The sequence below is a fragment of the Paraprevotella clara YIT 11840 genome (assembly GCF_000233955.1).
Lineage (GTDB): Bacteria > Bacteroidota > Bacteroidia > Bacteroidales > Bacteroidaceae > Paraprevotella > Paraprevotella clara.
In genome coordinates, this window is the sequence record NZ_JH376578.1 from 34,126 (window position 1) to 50,243 (window position 16,118).

Below are 16,118 nucleotides of genomic sequence, written 5' to 3' on the forward strand. Positions count from 1 at the left end.
ATTAGTTATTTTACACCAAAAAGACATTTAGTTTTCGTCTTTTTCCCAAATACATACAATGAACCGCACAACGAATCGTTAAATTTGTATATTACTTAAATATATTTTTATGTTATGAATCACAACCTATTGAAAAACCTATTTACCGCTCTTGCCTTGATGGCGGCCACCAACCTGATGGCTGCGGATTGGGTTCGGAAAAAAGCTCCCATCATGAGCGAGTGGGGTGAAAAAATCAACCCCGACAAAGTATGGACCGAATATCCGCGTCCGCAAATGGAACGCAGTGAATGGATGTCGCTCAACGGCCCTTGGGATTACTGCAAGAAGAAGTCGGTAGACCTTAGTTACAACCTATCGCCTACGGCGTTCAACCAAAAGATATTGGTGCCCTTTCCCATAGAGTCGGCCCTGTCCGGCATTATGGATACGAATTTCGAAGAAAACACACAGTCTACTTTCGTATATCAACGCACGTTCAAACTTCCCAAAGCCTATAAAGGCCGGCACATCCTGCTCCATTTCGGGGCGGTGGACTGGAAATGTGCCGTGTACGTCAACGGACAAAAAGCCGGAAGCCACAGCGGCGGCAGCGACCCGTTCTCCATGAACATCACACCGCTGCTTCGCGACGGAGAAGAACAGGAAATACAAGTGACGGTCACAGACCCCACGAACCATGGCGGGCAACCGTTGGGCAAGCAAACCCTCAAACCGGGCGGGTGTTTCTACACTCCGGTAACGGGAATCTGGCAAACCGTATGGATTGAACCGGTTGACGCCGCACACGTCAGCGGCTACAGCGTGACGTCGGACATCGATGCGGGAACCGTTTCGCTTACGGTCGAGTCCGCCAACACGTCCGCCACGGCCGACATCATCGTCAAGGACGGACGGAAAACGGTGGCCACTCTGACCGGAATCCCCGTCAACTCGGCCCGCACGGTCAGCATACCGGATGCCAAATTATGGGCACCCGGTTCCCCCCACCTTTATGACATGGACATCCGCCTGTATCATAACGGCACGCAGACCGACCGAGTGAAAGGATACTTCGGCATGCGTAAAATCAGCCGGGGTATGGTGGACGGTCATCCCTGCATGCTATTGAACAACAAACCGCTGTACCAATTCGGTGTGCTCGACCAAGGATGGTGGCCGGACGGTCTGCTCACTCCTCCTTCGGACGAAGGGATGCGCTACGACATAGAAGTCGTACAATCTTTAGGTATGAACATGATACGCAAACACATCAAGGTAGAACCCGCACGCTGGTACTATTACTGTGACAAGATGGGAATGCTCGTGTGGCAAGACATGCCGAGCAAGAGCTTCGACGAGAACGGCAGTATCGGCAGCCAAGAGTTTATCCGGCAGAACTTCTACGATGAGTGCACGCGCATCGTCAACACGCTGAAAAATCATCCTTGCATCGTCGTATGGGTAGCCTACAACGAAGGCTGGGGACAGTATGCTTCGGGCAACGACAGCCATACGCGCCGTGGCGTGGAGGCCATCCGCAAAGCCGACGACACCCGCCTTATCAATGCGGCAAGCGGATGGGTGGACTTCGAGGCTGGCGACATCATCGACCAGCATAGCTATCCCGTGCCTTCGCTCCAAAGCAATCCGCTCAACGAACGGGTGGCCGTATGCGGGGAATACGGGGGCATCACCCTCAAAGTGGAGGGGCATCTGTGGAAAGGCAACGACATGGAATACACTTCCGTAGCGGACAGCAAGGCTTTGGCCGAAAGGTTCAATGCCTACACCGTCGCCTTGCAAGGATTGCAGGAACAAGGCATCTGGGCATCCGTATATACGCAGACGAGCGACGTGGAGCAAGAACTGAACGGACTGCTTACTTACGACCGCAAGGTGTTCAAGATAGCCCCGGAAGAACAGGCTTCCGTACGCGAAGAAATCCTGCGCACCATCCACAACCGCTCACGCCAAACTGTAGTGGTCGACGCTGCGGACACATCGTCCGACGAAGTGTGGAGCTATACCACCGTTACGCCATCCGGTGATTGGTATGCCCCGTCGTTCGACGACAGCCAATGGGACAAAGGACAAGCCGGTTTCGGTGCCGGCGGTCCGCCCAACACTTTCGTACGGAGCGCGTGGAACACATCCGATATTTACATACGCCGCCACTTCTCCATCGGCAACCTTTCGCAGGCACAAATCAACGCCTTGCAACTCTGGCTCTACCAAGACGACGACTGCGAAGTCTACCTTAACGGTGTCAAAGCATACGAAGTCAAAGGATGGGCCACGCGCTATGTGGCGCAACCCATCGCCCCGGAAGCGCTTGCCACGCTGAAACCGAACAGCGACAATGTCATGGCCATCCATGCCCACCAAGGCTACGGAGGCCAATACATCGACGCGGGCCTGCGCTACACAGAATATATCCCCGTTGAGGAATATTCCGTCGGCCCCATGCCCGGACGGCAAGCCATGCCGGAGGTCAGGGCCACAGACAGCGTGTACCTCATGTCTTATTTCAAAGCCAGCGCACAGCACTTGTTCTATGCCTATAGCCGTGACGGAAAGACATGGACCGACATCAATGGCAGCCGCCCCGTTTTCAATGCTTACGACGACGAAGTCTGGCTGCGCGACCCTTATTTGCACCGTGTCACGCACAATGGTAAAACCAAATTCCATCTCATACATACTTGGGGCTGGGATCATCCTGCCCTGTTCCACTGGGAGTCCGATGACCTCATTCATTGGACAGCCGCCAACGGCGGTACACGTACCGACGACGGGAAAATCATGCTGATGGACGGACACGACGGCGGCCCCGTATCGCCTAACGCCTGGGCACCGGAATTCACTTACGACGGACAGACCGGCACGTTCTATCTCTACTGGTCCTCCCGCATCGGCGACAGGCAGGTGCATCATTACTGTACCACGAAAGATTGGCTCACTTTCTCCACTCCGGCTGTTTACTTCGACCCGGGCTTCACAGCCATCGATATGACCATCCTGAAAGAAGGGGACACATACTATGCCTACTACAAGGACGAACGCAACGGAGAGAAGACCATCCGTTGTGCCACGTCGAAGAGCCTCGACCCGTGCGTGCAGCGCTTCGAAGGTTCCACTCCGCTACTGCCATCGCGCTACATAGAAGTCGAAGGCCCGGAAGTCTTTCCGGCCATAGGCGGCAAAGGATGGTTCCTCTATTTCGACAAGTTCAATGGCGACCGGGGAGTAAGCTATACCGGTTGTACCGACCCGTCGCAACACAAATGGTATCCTATACCTGACGACGAAATCCGGAATCCTACGGAAGTGAAACACGGCAGTGTGGAAATCATTTCTACCGCCGAACTGGAGAAGCTTCTGGAACATTTCAAATAAGCCTGAGACACGAACAGCCCCGCCTCTTTTCCGACAAAGAAGCGGGGCATTTCATTTCCTATCTAAAAAAACACGCATTTTATTTGCTTTTTCGGGCACAATGACTTATCTTTGTCATACAGAAAAGGGAGCCGCATCGGTTAGATTGGGATACTCATCAATTTATTTCAGAAAACCGAGAATGCTTCGCTCACTAATGGCGGGCCACGCCTTCGGGTAGCTTAATTGCCGGTGGATTACAAAGGTGACGGGCGCTCAAATCTTGTTAGCTCGGAGTTTTCATCACATCATCGGTGCGGCTTTTACCATAAAGGGGATACTTTTTAGAAAGTGTCCCCTGTTTTTTACCCTTACCCGTATCCGGTATTGACACTTTGACAAAAAGACAAAGCCATGCCCTCCAGAATCGCATATTTGAATCCACAACCCTGCCTGAAGGAAAATACGCGATTCTCGTCGCAGCAGGCCCAAGACGGCATGTCACCCCCGACGCCTCATTCCCTTACGTTATGACAGGCGTTTTCCTTCCCTACTCCGCATGTTTTCCCGTTCGCGCAAGCCTAAGACGTTTCCTGATGTACATTTTGTTTTTTCATCTTTGCTTCCGCAAGGCCACCGTTTAGAGAAAAAACGGCAACCCAAGTCGTTTTTTTAACGTATTTCCGCAAAGATTTCCGGCCATTTGCAGACAGCTCCGCACCCACATGCGGAGAAACGTATTGCATACGACTGCAAACGAAAAATCAATCTCAGTCGAACGATTTGAATATATGCAAAGGAAAACGCATAAACAAGGCGAAAAACGAATAATTATGCAAAAGAAACACGTGGAATGCCCCTGTTTTCTTATTTTTCGTCAACTCTAAAACTTGAAAAATCTGTCTTTTTGAAAGAGAACAGGATATAAACAGAGATATTTTGACAGTAGCCTATCCACAAAAAACGCCCGTCCGGAAGAAAAATCATGGCATCGGACGGGCGGTTGAAACTTCAATCATGCGGCTCCTGTATCCCCGCAGTCTGTTCTATGAAATAACGCGGCCGCCGCTTTACCTCTTTATATATCTTGCCCACATACTCCCCGATGATGCCCAAAGCCATCAGGATGGTTCCTCCGATGAACCACACGGAAACCAGAAGGGAAGTCCATCCCGGAATGGTATTGCCTTCTACATACACCACGATACCATAGGCTATCGCTACCAAAGAAATGAGGATGAACAACAGGCCGAGCATGGAAATATAACGCAACGGACGGACGGAAAAAGACGTGATGCCGTCCAACGCAAAACTGAGCATCTTGCTGAAAGGATATTTCGACTCGCCGGCCATACGCTCCTTACGGTCGTAATACACCCGTGCCGAAGGATAGCCCAAAGCCGACACCATCCCGCGCAAAAACAAATTCCGTTCAGGATAAGCCATCAAAGCCTGCAACGTGCGGCGGCTCATCAGGCGGAAATCGGCATGATTGTAAACGATGTCTCCTCCAAGGGCATTCATCAGCTTATAGAAAGCCAAGGCCGTATTTTTCTTGAAAAAAGTATCCGTCGTACGCTCCCGGCGCACGCCGTACACGATGTCGGCTCCTCCGCGCCAGGCATCCACCATCCCGACGATGGAGCGCACGTCGTCCTGCAAGTCGGCATCGATGGACACGGCGGCATCCGCATGGGAAGCCGCCCACTCCAAACCGGCCCACAACGCCTGCTGATGACCGACATTGTGCGCCAGCTTCAGCCCGGTCACACTTGGATGTGTTTTGGAAAATCCCCGGATAAGTTCCCAAGTGCGGTCGCGCGAACCGTCGTCCACATAGAGAATCTTACCTTCGTCTATCTTCCCGTCCGAAAGCAATTCATCCACCACCGAAGAAAGCTGACGGGTCGTCTCGGCCAACACTTCTTCTTCATTATAACAAGGCACCACGATTACCAGTTTCATTGTCTCACTCATTTTTAGATGTAAATACGAAACGTACCAATATGAAATTCACGGGAACGGTTATGGCGTAGACCGGAAGAGGAGCCCACACCTCATCTACCCCCGTCCAGAGAAAAAAGTTCAATAACCCGATTTGCAGCAGGTAGTTCACTGCGTGCGCCCCTCCCATGCCGAACAACTTGCGCCACGAAGGCGATGTGCCGAAGGTAAAATAAGACGTCAGGTAGAAGTTGGCCACGAAGCCCAACAGATAACCGACCGTAAAGGCCGCATTGGCCCCCATTATAAAATGCAGGAGGTAATAAAGGCCGTAATGGAGCGCTGTGGCCAACACCCCGACCATGCCGAAACGGACAAACGTGGCAAAGAGTTTCTTTCTCTGTATCATAAAGACATTTTAAGGTTCTGCCTGCTTCCGGCTGAAACGGTAAAGGACGTTATACCGCTTATCGTCGCAACTACGGTGATTGGAGGCATACACTTCTTCCAACGAGAACTCCGCACCGTAACGTTCCAAAAACGGTGCCGCCATCTCGCCTCCCATAAACACGTATCCTTCCGCCGGGGGCGTGAAACAATCGAACGGCACCATCCGGTCGCCCAAATAGAAGTTGACCGTGAACGGATGCATGCGGTTCCCCTCCACCACATCGGTACGGAAGGAATACAACCTGCCTTCGGGCACGATGCGGCGCACTTCCTCCGCCACGGCACGGTCTGACTTCACATTCAGGATGACGGGCTGGTACACCCCATCGAGCGCAAAGAAGATGGAAAATATCACGGCAATAAAGGCGTAAATGATGCCGTTGTCGGCCGCATTACGCCGCTGGACACGGAAATACCAACAAGCAGCCGCCACGGGAACCAACACACCGAGGACCGCGAATACCGTCAAGGGAAAGTCCTCCAATGCGTGCATATAGGCTATGTTCTCCGCCGCATGCCGCCCGGCAAACAGGGAGTCGGGCACCCATCCCATACGGACCGCACCGAAAACCAACAGCAACAGCATGGCCAATGAGGCCATGATACTGCCGAAAACACGTAAGGCATTCAAATGACGATGGCGCAGATAAATGATATATTCAGCCAGAAAATAAGCAATAAATGGGTATATCGGCAACAGGTAGACACTACGTTTGCTCTTCGGAATGCAGTAGAACGTGAAAATAATGACGATGCACAACAACGAATACAGACGGGCATCGTCCATATTACGGATATAGGCCACGAAGCGCGACCACCACGTACGTACCCGTCCCTGCGGTTTCCGGTACCTCAAAAAGAACAAGGAGACAAGCCCCAATAAAGTGTAGGGCGCGTAACCGGCCACCACCGTCATTACATTGTACCAGGCCGGATTCTCATGCGAGGCATAGGTCATCTTTCCCAAAAAACGATAGACGTTCTCTTCCAACACAAGGTCAAGGAAATGGTCACCACCCTGCTGATAAGCTGCCCAATACCATACGGCCGGCAACACGCAGGCTAACACGGCTACCATCAGGAAAGAAAAGAAAATGCGCAGGAACTTCCTCCCCCTGATCCACAGGAATACGGCAGGGACCAGACAAGGCAGGACGATGCCTACCGGCCCTTTCGTCAGGGCCGCCGCACTCAAGCAGAGCACGGCCACCCAAGGCACGCCTTTCAGGTCTTTCTCTCCCCATTTATAAAGCTGGTACAACGCGATGACCATCATCGCCGTCAGCACCATGTCCACACGGCAGGCCACTCCGGCACGGTGTACCTCGAAATTGGTCAACGTGAGCAAGGCGGCAATAAAGGCCACTTCGGCACCGCGCCTTTTGGCATAGAACACATACCCGACCAGTACCATGGCCGACAAGGCCAAAGCCGAAGGCATGCGGGAGGTGTATTCATTCACCGCACCGGCCACCGTAGAAATCGCTGCGATGCACCAATGGAAAAAAGGAGGCTTGAATGCCAACTCGACCCCATTGTTCACCGGCAGCACCCAGTTTCCCTGTTGCAACATAGAAAGAGCCACCACAGCTTCGCGCGGCTCTCCACGCGTATTGAAAAACGTTTGTCCCAAAAACAAAAAGAGGGATACGACACACAATGCTACCAACGGCCAAAAGTAACTTTTCTTATACATCTCCATCCAATCCGTTATGCCTTTTTAGCTGAAATCTTTTCCAATACATACACCAAAATAAAACCGATAAGCATCAGTACGACAGCCTCGGCCACCTCCGTATTCGGGGCGATATTATGCTCTATCATCACCTCATGACCATCTGAAACTAATTTCTCTACTTCTTTCCAAGGCCACACTTTATTCAACGAACCCAGCATGAAGCCGGAAAGGACAGACAAGGTAATATTACGGAAATTCTTCAAAGCGTATGACAAAACACGGGAAAAACTGGTGATCCCCAAGGCTGCACCGAAGGCAAAGACACCCAAAACGACCAGGTCTAACGTCTTCACCGCCTCCATGACATAAAAATATTTACCCAACAGTACCAATATAAAGCTGCCGGATATGCCGGGAAGTATCATCGCACAAATGGCAATGGCACCACAAAGGAATATAAACATAAGATTAGTGGACGTTTCTGCCGGAGTGGCCACCGTGATGTAGTATGCTATCACAGCACCACCCACAAAACCGGCCACGGTTTTCCAGTTCCATCCCTTGATGTCTTTGGTGACGAACCACGTGGAAGCCAGCACCAAACCAAAAAAGAAAGACCACACCAATACCGGCTCGTTAAGTAACAAATAAGTAATCAGCTTGGCCAGAGAAAACACACTGATAGCGATGCCCAACAGCAAGGCAAACAGGAAATTTCCATTTACGGCCTTCCAGAAAGCCGCTATTTTTCCCGTAAACAACAGTTTCAGGGAGTGCATGTTAATACTTTTGATGGAGTTGATAAGCTCATCATAAATACCGGCAATGAAAGCAATCGTCCCTCCGGAAACTCCGGGCACTACATCGGCCGCCCCCATAGCCATCCCTTTTAAGGTCAAAACAGCATAATCTTTAATTCTTCTTTCCATTGAAATCGCGATTTAATTCAACTGATGAATAAGTATAATATTTATTGATACAAAGTAAAACAAAAAAAGGTGTATTGACAAACAATACACCTTTTTATCTTGAAATCCGTTCAGATTTCCCTTCTTACTTTATTTTTGCTACCACAGCCTTGAATGCTTCAGGATGATTCATGGCCAGGTCGGCAAGCACCTTGCGGTTGATTTCGATACCGGCCTTGTGCAAAGCTCCCATCAACTGAGAGTATGACATCCCCTCCAGACGTGCGGCTGCGTTGATACGCTGAATCCACAAAGCACGGAAGTTACGCTTCTTGTTCTTACGGTCACGATAAGCGTAAGTCAAACCCTTCTCCCAAGTGTTCTTAGCTACGGTCCATACGTTCTTACGCGCACCAAAGTAACCTTTGGTCAAACCTAAAATTTTCTTTCTTCTTGCTCTTGAAGCAACATGATTTACTGATCTTGGCATAATTTTTAATCTTTTTGAATGTTAGCGCCATCCCCCCTCTTCTGTGAGTCTGTTTACGGATGAACTTCAGGCTAAAGCATTCGGTTAATAACTTTGTTAATACGACCTACACTTTTAATTAACGCAGACAGAGGAGGTCACGAACCTGCTTCATGTTCTCAGTTACTACGATATCATCGTGAACCAAGTTTCTTTTCTGCTTCTTAGTCTTCTTTGTCAAGATATGACTGTGGAAAGCGTGATGTCTCTTAACTTTACCTGTTCCGGTAAGACGAAATCTCTTTTTGGCACCGGAATTAGTCTTTACTTTTGGCATTTTGTTTAATATTTAAGTTATTATTCAATGTGTGGCAACGCATATACCAAGGCGTTACGCACTTACTCTTCCCTTTCAATCAATCTTCGCCTTCCACACGCGGCCCCTTATATTCTTTGGGAGCATTGGCTTTCGGCTGGCTCCGTTCCGCTTTCTGCACTGATGCCTCAACCACAGGCTCAGCCTGTTTCTTGGCTTGCGCCTGCTTTTTCGGAGCGATGAAGATTGTCATGCGCTTCCCTTCAAGCACCGGCATCTGTTCCACCTTGCCGTATTCCTCCAAATCGTTGGCGAAACGAAGCAACAAGACTTCACCTTGTTCCTTGAAAAGAATGCTGCGCCCCTTGAAAAACACGTATGCTTTCACCTTGTCTCCATCTGAAAGGAACCCTTGCGCATGCTTCAGTTTGAAGTTATAGTCATGATCGTCCGTCTGGGGACCGAAGCGGATTTCCTTTACGTCTACCTTCACCTGTTTGGCCTTCATTTCTTTCTGGCGCTTCTTTTGCTGGTAGAGGAACTTGCTGTAGTCTATCAAACGACAAACAGGAGGAACTGCATTCGGGGAGATTTCCACGAGGTCTACGCCTTGTGCTTCCGCCATTTGCAGTGCCTTAGCCGTCGGCATAACCGTAGATTCCACATCATCGCCCACTATCCGGACTTCACGCACACGTATCTGTTCGTTGATACGATATTGCTGTTTTAAATTGTCTTTCTTCATTCAAAAATGTTGTTCTCTTCTGTTTTTATTTTCCGATTACGACTATTGAGTTTTAAAAATCGGGTGCAAATTTAATATTTATTTGTCATATTACGAACCTCTTCGTTGATTTTCTTTGCAAAATCTTCGAATTTCATGCTTCCCTGGTCGCCTTCGCCCTGCTTACGTACGGAAACCGTACCGTCGGCTGCTTCTTTTTCTCCCACAATCAGCATGTAAGGTATGCGCTTCATTTCGTTGTCACGTATCTTGCGTCCGATTTTCTCATTACGGTCGTCCACAATGGCACGCACGTCTTGTTCATCAAAATACGCGCAAAGTTTTTGAGCGTAATCGTTGAACTTCTCGGAAATCGGAAGGATAGCCACCTGGTCGGGTGTCAGCCACAAGGGGAAATGACCGGCCGTATGCTCGATAAGTACGGCACAGAAACGCTCCATGGAACCGAACGGTGCGCGGTGTATCATCACCGGACGATGTTTCTGGTTGTCCTCGCCCGTGTATTCCAGTTTGAAACGTTCGGGCAAGTTGTAGTCCACCTGTATCGTACCCAACTGCCAACGGCGTCCGAGGGCATCTTTCACCATGAAGTCGAGCTTAGGACCGTAGAATGCAGCTTCGCCATATTCTACTTTGGCATTCAGGCCTTTCTCCTTGCAAGCTTCGATGATGGCATTTTCAGCTTCTTCCCAAACCTCGTCCGAACCGATATACTTCTCACGGTTGTTCGGGTCGCGCAAAGAAATCTGCGCCTCGAATGTATCGAAATTCAATGCACCGAAAATAATCTGGATAATCTCCATCACGCGAATGAACTCATCTTTCACCTGATCCGGACGACAGAAGATATGGGCATCGTCTTGCGTAAACGAACGTACACGTGTCAGTCCGTGCAACTCTCCGCTCTGTTCATAACGGTACACCGTTCCGAATTCGGCGATTCGCAAGGGCAGGTCTTTATATGAACGCGGCTTCCAGGCATAAATCTCACAATGATGCGGACAGTTCATCGGCTTCAACATATACTCTTCGTCGGCCTCCGGCGTATGAATCGGTTGGAAAGAATCTTTCCCGTAGTGGGCATAATGTCCGGATGTCACATAAAGGTTCTTACCGCCGATATGAGGCGTCATCACCTGCTGGTAACCGTAACGCTTTTGAATTTTTTTCAGGAAATCTTCCAGACGCAAGCGCAAAGCCGTACCTTTCGGCAACCACATCGGCAATCCTTTCCCGACACGTTCGGAGAACATGAAAAGTTCCATTTCCTTTCCTATCTTACGATGGTCGCGCTTCTTGGCTTCTTCCAACAACGTCAAATACTCGTCCAGCATCTTCTTTTTCGGGAAAGAAATGGCATATACGCGAGTCATCTGCGGACGCTTCTCGTCTCCGCGCCAATACGCTGACGATACAGCCGTCACTTTCACGGCTTTGATAACACCCGTATTCATCAAGTGCGGACCGCGGCACAAGTCTGTGAAAGCTCCTTGGGTGTAAGTAGAGATATGCCCGTCTTCCAAGTCTTCTATCAATTCGTTCTTGTACGTCTGACCGCGCTCACCGAAAAACTTCAAGGCGTCGGCTTTGGAGATTTCAGCCCGCACGACCGGTTCTTTACGCTGTGCCAACTCCAACATCTTCTTTTCAATACCGGCAAAGTCGCTTTCACGGATAACCGTGCCCGCAGGAGGCATCACATCGTAATAAAAACCGTTTTCTATGGCCGGACCGATACCGAACTGCATACCCGGATAAAGTTCCTGCATAGCCTCAGCCATCAAGTGAGCGGAAGTATGCCAGAAAGCATGCTTTCCTTCCGCATCCTCCCACTTGTAAAGCACCACGGAAGCATCCTCGTTAATCGGACGATTCAGCTCGACAATCTCACCATTCACCCCGCAAGCCAGCACATCCTGTGCCAGTCTGGAAGAAATACTCTCAGCAATTTGTAAACCTGTCACACCGGCCTCGTATTCACGCACAGAGCCGTCAGGAAAAGTTATCTTTATCATAATTATACGTATTGTCCGTTTTCAAAGTTGCAAAAATAGTTATTTTTCATGAGACAGTGGCACAATCCATCAAAAAAGTAGCTGTTTTTTAGCTTATTCCACTTCGGTAGCAGCCTTGTCCCTATACCTCTTAATCAAATTATAAGCCTTATATAAGCCCATCTCACCTGCCCGACTTAAATCGGGAATACCGGAAGCGTAGTCGCCCGAAAGGATATAAGCCACCCCTCGGTTGTAGTAGGCTTCGGCATAATCCGCATGAAGCTTAATGGCCTGCGTATAAGCCTTAATGGCTTCCGGCCATAACTTCAACTGCATGTATATATTACCTTTATTATAATAGCAACCGGCAAAATCAGGCTCCCGGGCCAATATCCGGTCGCAATCGTCTAATGCAGCCTGATATTCGGAACAGGAAGCGTCGAACGTCCATTTCACCTCTCCAGCAGAAGGAACCTCTGACTTTTCCGCCATCCGGACTTCCTGATTTTTCATTCTAATCTGTACCCTCATATAATAAGCAAGCAAGTAAGAACTATCCAGCTCAATGGCACGGTCGGCATCGGCCAATGCTTTCTCGAAGTCTTGCACAAGATATTCATCTATGGAACGGGCCAAATATAATAATGTATTGTCCGGCTGCCGGGCAATCTTGTCGGAAAGGGCCTGAATGGAGGAAAAATGTTTTTGTATACGGGCTTCATCCAGTGACACTTCGTCGTGAGTCAATACCAGACGTGCCGGCAAGACACCCAAACGATTCAGACGTTCGAGTTCCTTATTGTACATCTTGCGTTGAAAATCGTTCTGCCCCGTATAATAGGTCAGAACCAAAGCCGGTTCCGGAGTCAATTCCGTCCTGCGGTTCTGCACTTTGCCGCGATATTCGCTTTCATACGTCGGCGATTCATCTTCCGAGGTATCAGCCTCCACCAGTTTGTTATAATCTTCCATCGTACGGTCGCTCACCTTTCGGGTCCGCTTCGTATTCTGCGGTTTCTTTCCGCCGTAACGTTGGTCCATCTGGGCTTTCAATACCTTGAATTCATCCAACTCGGCTCCTTTGGTATCGCCCATCTTCCGGCGCACCTCAGCCCGGAACTGATAACCGGTCCAGAAATTAGGAAACTCCTTGATGACGGCATTTATATCCCGGATAGCTCCCCGGTAATCTCCAGTATTGTTCAACATCAACGCACGGTTGAACAACGCAATCATATTATCCGGTTCCAATTTCAGCACGAAATTGAAGTCCTCGATGGCACGGTTGTCGTCGCCCACCTGCGCCCGAAGCAGACCACGGTTGAAATGACCGATATAATTGGCGGAGTCCATTTCCAGTGCCGTATCATAGTCCGTCATCGCCCCACGTAAATTACGCTGATGATAACGCGCCAATGCACGGTTGATATAATGTCCGGCCTCACGAGGCATCTGCTGTATGGTCTTATCCAAAGCCTCTTCGGCCAACTTATATTCCTCCCGCCCGGCATAGACCGCCGCACGCATGCTCCAAGCCTGTCCCTCGTATGGATTGATTTCCAATGCCCGGTCTATACTCGCCATGGCTGCGGCTGTATCTTTTTGGGCGAAATAAGCCTGTGCCTTTAAAGTATATAGGGGGGCTTTTTGCGGCCAGTAGCCCAACATGCGGTCTATACATTCCACCGCCTTGTCGTACTCCTTGAGTTGCAAATAACATAAGGTCATATTATGCCATCCGCTCTCGTCCTTGGGTTCGATTTCAAGCAACTTCACGTAATCCGAAACGGCTTCTTCATAACGTTTCAGATTGATACGGCACAACCCTCGCAAACGATAATTATCGGGCAAAAAAGGATTGCGGTCTATAGCAGCCCCGCAATCCTCCTCAGCCCCGGTATAATCCTCTAAATAAAATTTGGCCAATCCACGGTAAAAATACGGCTCTGACAAATAAGGCTTGGCCGAAATCACCATATTGAAGCGGCGTATGGAAAGTACATAATCCTCATAGTAGAGCGCATTACGCCCCATCAGCATCATCCGGTCGGTATTAATCTGTGCCATGGCCGACACGGAAAAAAGCCAAAAGAAAAGAAGATATACTTTCCGGCTCCCCTTCATTACTTTTTCGTCTTGACCTTATAAGCACAACGGAAATTTCCTTTCAGCAAATTTCCCAATTTACCTTTCACCATCTGTTTGCGCAGCATGGACAAATGGTCCACGAACATTTTCCCGTCAAGATGGTCGAACTCATGTTGCATGACACGAGCCAAATATCCTTCCACCCATTCGTCATGGGGCTGGAAGTCCTCGTCCAAATAACTCACACGAATGCGTGTGGGACGACGCACAGGCTCGTGGATGCCCGGCAAACTCAAACACCCTTCTTCCATTGAATCCGTTTCCGTGTCATCGTACTCCAAAATATGAGGATTGATAAACGCATGTACAAATCCTTTATATTCGGGCAGGTCATCGGAAATCAAATCCAAATTAATCACCACCAGACGAATGGACAAGCCGATTTGGGGAGCTGCCAGCCCAATACCCTCAGACCGCTCCAAAGTTTCGTACATATTGTCTATCAAAGTTTTCAACTCCGGATAGTCCGGTGTAATATCTTCGGCCACCTTTCTCAACACGGGCTGACCAAAAGTATAAATTGGTAATACCATATTATTTTATATATTATTTTTTTTCAGCATCATACGGGATTCCATCCAACCTTGCAGGATAATCGTCGCACTGATTTCATCCACCAAAGCTTTATTTTGCCGGGCTTTCTTCCTTAAACCTCCCTGCAACATAGCCTGATGAGCCAACACGGAAGTATAACGTTCATCGAAAAATTCAACCGGAATCTCCGGCAGGCGTTCATGCAAACACCGCACAAAAGAATTTATCCGGCCCATATTTTCAGAATCTTCCCCATTGGCTTGTTTCGGCAGCCCCACCACAATCCGCTCCACATGTTCCTGACGGACATAAGACACAATAAAATCCATGACAGACGACGTAGAAACCGTGGTCAACCCGTTTGCAATCAACTGCAACGGATCCGTCACTGCGACTCCCGTGCGTTTTTTCCCGTAATCAATAGCTAAAACCCTTCCCATATAGGTTGCAAAATTAATGAAAACAGACGAAACAAACGTCGGTATAAAAACAAATAATTCTTAATAATCAAAACAGACTTCTCTATACGACACACGGGAGCAAATGAAAACTCGCTCCCGTGTATCGTATAAACTATATATTATTCTAAATCTATCATTTAGACAAAAGCAGCCATGCGTCGGGATAAGTGCCGCGCAACGTATTACGCGACTGCACGGCAGCAGCCTTGTCATCGTAAGTAGAAGCCACCACACGATACATGTTCTTTGCTTCGTTGTATGCAATCTGCGCATTATAACCCGCATTCGACAATGTCTTCTGCAAACCTTCAGCATTGGCTTTCAGACTGAAACTTCCGCAAACCACGCTATAAGCTTTCAGACCGTTTCCGGAAACCACTGTCACATTCTCACTCTGCACACGAACCGTATTCACGTCTGCATTAGTGGCCGTGGAGGTTGTTGTCGAGGGAGTAACAGGCGTCACTTCCACCTGAGTGGTCGTCTGTGTCTGAGTCGGCTCCTGTTCCGTAGCCACAACCTGCTGCTGCTTTGCCTTTTCATACGCCTTTTTGTACGCGCTCTCGGAAGACTTACAAGAGGTCATTGCAAAAACCGCACTCAACCCAAGTCCCATCACAAAAAACTTTTTCATACTTCTTCTACTTATTTTTTAATTAAATGATTCTCTTAAACCACACTGTAGATGTTACCGGTATTTTCATGGCAAATAACATCCACATCGAAAGACAAAGGTACACATTATTTATATATGGTAAAAGGCCCGGCACAAAAAAAAGGTTAAATCAACAATGCAAAAAAAATAATCAAAAAAAAGTGATAAATATGAGGTTTATATCAAGAGAATTTATAACTTTGTAAATGTAATCAACTCAAATAAAATAGAAATAATATGAAAGCATTAAGTTTTTTAGCAGCATTCATTGGCGGCGCAGCCGTAGGTGCAGCAGTAGGAATTTTGTTTGCTCCGGAAAAAGGAACTGAAACTCGTGATAAAATAGCAGAAGCATTGCGTAAACGCGGCATCAAGCTCAATCGTAAAGAGATGGATTCTCTCGTAGACGAAATTGCAGATGAAATCAAATCCGCTGAAGAAGTGTAAATGACATTT

14 protein-coding genes are annotated in these 16,118 nt (G+C 48.7%); 2 read left to right on the forward strand and 12 right to left on the reverse strand.

Annotated elements, in window-relative coordinates:
- The first annotated feature begins 114 nt into the window (after nucleotides 1-114).
- A complete protein-coding gene (locus tag HMPREF9441_RS00585) occupies nucleotides 115-3,378 on the forward strand; it encodes a glycoside hydrolase family 2 (RefSeq protein ID WP_008616743.1) in 3,264 nt (1,087 codons plus the stop codon).
- 990 nt (nucleotides 3,379-4,368) lie between these two features.
- On the opposite strand, the gene HMPREF9441_RS00590 is transcribed toward HMPREF9441_RS00585, so the two are convergent.
- The 12 genes from HMPREF9441_RS00590 to HMPREF9441_RS00645 all read right to left on the reverse strand — a co-directional run bounded on the left by HMPREF9441_RS00590 (nucleotide 4,369) and on the right by HMPREF9441_RS00645 (nucleotide 15,641).
- Entirely contained in the window at nucleotides 4,369-5,334 is a 966-nt protein-coding gene (locus HMPREF9441_RS00590; RefSeq protein ID WP_008616748.1) for a glycosyltransferase family 2 protein, read from the reverse strand.
- Nucleotides 5,327-5,710, reverse strand: a complete 384-nt coding sequence (locus tag HMPREF9441_RS00595; RefSeq protein WP_008616750.1) for a GtrA family protein — start codon at nucleotides 5,708-5,710, stop codon at nucleotides 5,327-5,329. The genes HMPREF9441_RS00590 and HMPREF9441_RS00595 overlap by 8 nt, the downstream gene beginning before the upstream one ends.
- A gap of 9 nt (nucleotides 5,711-5,719) precedes the next feature.
- Nucleotides 5,720-7,453, reverse strand: coding sequence for an ArnT family glycosyltransferase (locus tag HMPREF9441_RS00600; protein ID WP_008616756.1), 1,734 nt, complete (start codon nucleotides 7,451-7,453; stop codon nucleotides 5,720-5,722).
- 8 nt (nucleotides 7,454-7,461) lie between these two features.
- On the reverse strand, nucleotides 7,462-8,358 hold the full coding sequence (locus HMPREF9441_RS00605) for a DUF368 domain-containing protein (RefSeq protein ID WP_008616759.1): 897 nt from the start codon (nucleotides 8,356-8,358) through the stop codon (nucleotides 7,462-7,464).
- A gap of 124 nt (nucleotides 8,359-8,482) precedes the next feature.
- Complete coding sequence (gene rplT, locus HMPREF9441_RS00610) at nucleotides 8,483-8,827, reverse strand: 50S ribosomal protein L20 (RefSeq protein WP_008616761.1); 345 nt, start codon at nucleotides 8,825-8,827, stop codon at nucleotides 8,483-8,485.
- Between the two features lie 118 nt (nucleotides 8,828-8,945).
- Nucleotides 8,946-9,143 carry a 50S ribosomal protein L35 gene (gene rpmI / locus HMPREF9441_RS00615; RefSeq protein WP_008616762.1) on the reverse strand — a complete coding sequence of 66 codons (198 nt, stop codon included), beginning with the start codon at nucleotides 9,141-9,143 and terminating at the stop codon, nucleotides 8,946-8,948.
- A gap of 79 nt (nucleotides 9,144-9,222) precedes the next feature.
- Nucleotides 9,223-9,867, reverse strand: coding sequence for a translation initiation factor IF-3 (gene infC, locus HMPREF9441_RS00620; RefSeq protein ID WP_008616765.1), 645 nt, complete (start codon nucleotides 9,865-9,867; stop codon nucleotides 9,223-9,225).
- A gap of 71 nt (nucleotides 9,868-9,938) precedes the next feature.
- On the reverse strand, nucleotides 9,939-11,882 hold the full coding sequence (gene thrS / locus HMPREF9441_RS00625; protein WP_008616766.1) for a threonine--tRNA ligase: 1,944 nt from the start codon (nucleotides 11,880-11,882) through the stop codon (nucleotides 9,939-9,941).
- Between the two features lie 93 nt (nucleotides 11,883-11,975).
- On the reverse strand, nucleotides 11,976-13,931 hold the full coding sequence (locus tag HMPREF9441_RS00630; RefSeq protein WP_244949540.1) for a tetratricopeptide repeat protein: 1,956 nt from the start codon (nucleotides 13,929-13,931) through the stop codon (nucleotides 11,976-11,978).
- A gap of 56 nt (nucleotides 13,932-13,987) precedes the next feature.
- A complete protein-coding gene (gene def / locus HMPREF9441_RS00635; protein ID WP_008616775.1) occupies nucleotides 13,988-14,545 on the reverse strand; it encodes a peptide deformylase in 558 nt (185 codons plus the stop codon).
- A gap of 6 nt (nucleotides 14,546-14,551) precedes the next feature.
- On the reverse strand, nucleotides 14,552-14,986 hold the full coding sequence (ruvX, locus tag HMPREF9441_RS00640) for a Holliday junction resolvase RuvX (protein ID WP_008616776.1): 435 nt from the start codon (nucleotides 14,984-14,986) through the stop codon (nucleotides 14,552-14,554).
- Between the two features lie 154 nt (nucleotides 14,987-15,140).
- A complete protein-coding gene (locus HMPREF9441_RS00645) occupies nucleotides 15,141-15,641 on the reverse strand; it encodes an SPOR domain-containing protein (RefSeq protein WP_008616777.1) in 501 nt (166 codons plus the stop codon).
- 258 nt (nucleotides 15,642-15,899) lie between these two features.
- On the opposite strand from HMPREF9441_RS00645, the gene HMPREF9441_RS00655 reads away from it, so the two are divergent.
- On the forward strand, nucleotides 15,900-16,109 hold the full coding sequence (locus HMPREF9441_RS00655) for a YtxH domain-containing protein (protein ID WP_008616782.1): 210 nt from the start codon (nucleotides 15,900-15,902) through the stop codon (nucleotides 16,107-16,109).
- Nucleotides 16,110-16,118: the final 9 nt, after the last annotated feature.

What these genes read in the sequence shown, in the direction of transcription:
- infC (WP_008616765.1), bottom strand. Translation starts at nt 9,867, where the DNA reads ATGAAGAAAGACAATTTAAAACAGCAATATCGTATCAACGAACAGATA.
- def (WP_008616775.1), bottom strand. Translation starts at nt 14,545, where the DNA reads ATGGTATTACCAATTTATACTTTTGGTCAGCCCGTGTTGAGAAAGGTG.
- ruvX (WP_008616776.1), bottom strand. Translation starts at nt 14,986, where the DNA reads ATGGGAAGGGTTTTAGCTATTGATTACGGGAAAAAACGCACGGGAGTC.
- HMPREF9441_RS00585 (WP_008616743.1), top strand. Translation starts at nt 115, where the DNA reads ATGAATCACAACCTATTGAAAAACCTATTTACCGCTCTTGCCTTGATG.
- HMPREF9441_RS00600 (WP_008616756.1), bottom strand. Translation starts at nt 7,453, where the DNA reads ATGGAGATGTATAAGAAAAGTTACTTTTGGCCGTTGGTAGCATTGTGT.
- rpmI (WP_008616762.1), bottom strand. Translation starts at nt 9,143, where the DNA reads ATGCCAAAAGTAAAGACTAATTCCGGTGCCAAAAAGAGATTTCGTCTT.
- thrS (WP_008616766.1), bottom strand. Translation starts at nt 11,882, where the DNA reads ATGATAAAGATAACTTTTCCTGACGGCTCTGTGCGTGAATACGAGGCC.
- rplT (WP_008616761.1), bottom strand. Translation starts at nt 8,827, where the DNA reads ATGCCAAGATCAGTAAATCATGTTGCTTCAAGAGCAAGAAGAAAGAAA.
- HMPREF9441_RS00605 (WP_008616759.1), bottom strand. Translation starts at nt 8,358, where the DNA reads ATGGAAAGAAGAATTAAAGATTATGCTGTTTTGACCTTAAAAGGGATG.
- HMPREF9441_RS00655 (WP_008616782.1), top strand. Translation starts at nt 15,900, where the DNA reads ATGAAAGCATTAAGTTTTTTAGCAGCATTCATTGGCGGCGCAGCCGTA.
- HMPREF9441_RS00595 (WP_008616750.1), bottom strand. Translation starts at nt 5,710, where the DNA reads ATGATACAGAGAAAGAAACTCTTTGCCACGTTTGTCCGTTTCGGCATG.
- HMPREF9441_RS00630 (WP_244949540.1), bottom strand. Translation starts at nt 13,931, where the DNA reads ATGGCACAGATTAATACCGACCGGATGATGCTGATGGGGCGTAATGCG.
- HMPREF9441_RS00645 (WP_008616777.1), bottom strand. Translation starts at nt 15,641, where the DNA reads ATGAAAAAGTTTTTTGTGATGGGACTTGGGTTGAGTGCGGTTTTTGCA.
- HMPREF9441_RS00590 (WP_008616748.1), bottom strand. Translation starts at nt 5,334, where the DNA reads ATGAGTGAGACAATGAAACTGGTAATCGTGGTGCCTTGTTATAATGAA.